General features: G+C 74.9%; 3 protein-coding genes. All 3 read left to right on the forward strand.

Annotation, left to right across the window (positions count from 1 at the left end):
• Window positions 1-241 precede the first annotated feature (241 nt).
• From CCN42_RS40710 to CCN42_RS40720, 3 genes are read left to right on the forward strand one after another with little or no spacing between them, the layout of a single operon-like run.
• A complete protein-coding gene (locus tag CCN42_RS40710) occupies window positions 242-457 on the forward strand; it encodes a hypothetical protein (RefSeq protein ID WP_086742073.1) in 216 nt (71 codons plus the stop codon).
• A complete protein-coding gene (locus CCN42_RS40715) occupies window positions 454-669 on the forward strand; it encodes a hypothetical protein (RefSeq protein ID WP_086742074.1) in 216 nt (71 codons plus the stop codon). The genes CCN42_RS40710 and CCN42_RS40715 overlap by 4 nt, the downstream gene beginning before the upstream one ends.
• A 5-nt stretch (window positions 670-674) precedes the next feature.
• Window positions 675-1,418, forward strand: coding sequence for a methyltransferase (locus CCN42_RS40720; protein ID WP_086742075.1), 744 nt, complete (start codon window positions 675-677; stop codon window positions 1,416-1,418).
• Window positions 1,419-1,780 lie beyond the last annotated feature (362 nt).

A 1,780-nucleotide genomic window follows, 5' to 3' on the forward strand; every position in this document is an offset into this window, starting at 1 on the left:
GGCTGCCCGGCTGCCCGGCTGGCGAGGGTCCGGACACACGCGCCTTGTCCGACATCGATCCGGACGGCAAGGACTTCTTCGGCCGCCCCCTGTCCACCCCGTCCGTCATCGGCGCCGCACCGCCGTGCGCGCCGAGATGCAGGTGCCGACGGGCGATGCCTACGATCGAGAGGGACCCGGAGTCCGCACCGGACCAGGTCGACGGCCCGGTCTCCTCGGGACGCGAGGAGGCGCTTGTCCATTGTCCTTGCTGTCGGCCCGGCGGCTGATGGCCGCCGATGTCGCCCTGGTCGCGATCGCCACCGTCGTCCGACCGACGGTCCCCGCGGCCCGCACCCCCTTGCGGGCCGGGCTCGGTCTCGCGGGCGCCGCGGCCGTCCTGACCGGCGTCCCGCCGCACCGCCCCGCCCCTTCCTCGCCGCGGTGGGTCCGGCGGCCGGACCGGTCACGCTCGTGAGCGGCGACACGTACGACGACGTCCTGGAGGAGTACTACGCGTCCGAGCCGTACTCGTCGCTGATCCCGCGCGACCGGGCCGGCTTCCGTGTCCGGATCACCGCCCTTGGCTCCGACGAGGACACCGGCCGGCTCGCCGCCGTGCTGACCCGGCCGGCGGCATGCCACCCGCCGCGGTCGAGGAACCGCGCGGGCCGTGCGGTGAGGAGGTGACCGGTATGCGCACGCACAACGACGACGTGGACTGGGACCGCTGGCCGGTGGCGGACTATCTCGCCGAGAACTACCGCACCGTGCACCCGTCGGACGCCGCGGTCATCGCCCACCACTCCGCCTACTGCCGCCGGCTGCCGCCCCATGGCCTCGCCCGCAGCGTGGAGCTGGGTGCCGGGCCCAATCTCTACCCGCTGATCCTCGCCTCCGCGGTGAGCCGGCGGATCGACGCGGTCGAGGCGGGCGCGAGCAACGTGGCCTATCTGCGGCACCAGATCCTCGACCACCCGGACACCAGCTGGCTGCCGTTCCACGCGCTGTGCCGGCGGCTGAACCCGGCCGTGCCGGCCACCCTCGCGGCCGCGCTGGCGCCGGTGGAGGTGGTGCACGCCGATGTGCGTTCGCTGCCGCCCGGCTCCTACGACCTGGCGTCCATGCACTTCGTCGCCGAGAGCGCCACCGAGGACCACGCCGAGTTCGCCGACTTTTGCCGGGTCTTCGTGCGCTGCGTGGTGCCCGGCGGGCATCTGGTGGCCGCGTTCACGGAGAACATGCCAGGCTACCGGATCGGGCCCGAGTCGCGGTGGCCGGGCTGCCCGGTCGACACCGATCTGGTGCGGGAGGTGTTCGAGCCGCTGACGGAGCAACTCGACGTGACCCGGATCGACGCCGATCCGACGCTGCCCGACTACCGGGACACCGGGATGGTGCTGCTCACCGCGGTGTCGGCGCCGCGTGCCCGAGGGTGAACGCCGCCACCTCGGCCAGAGCGATCCAACTGAACACCTGCGGGCCGTCGCCCAGTTGACGGCCGGTGGCCGGGGTCCCACCGCTCCGCCGACGGCCCCGCGTCGGTGCGGACCGACAGCACCCGTTCGAGGGCGTACCGCGCCCGGCCGGGCTCACCGGTCGCGGCGACCCGTCGGCGTACCACGGCGAGCAGGTGACGAACGCGCCCTCGCCGTCGCACCCGTCCCCGGCCCGCGCGTGGCGGCACAGGAACCCCACGCGCTCCAGCCCCCCTCGCGCGCACGGTGTCGCGCACCCGGACGTCCCGGGCGGGCAGGCCGTCCGGGGCCGGGCAGGAGCAGCGCGGTGGGGCCCGGCCGGG

It is taken from the genome of Streptomyces glaucescens (genome assembly GCF_002154375.1).
Lineage (GTDB): Bacteria > Actinomycetota > Actinomycetes > Streptomycetales > Streptomycetaceae > Streptomyces > Streptomyces glaucescens.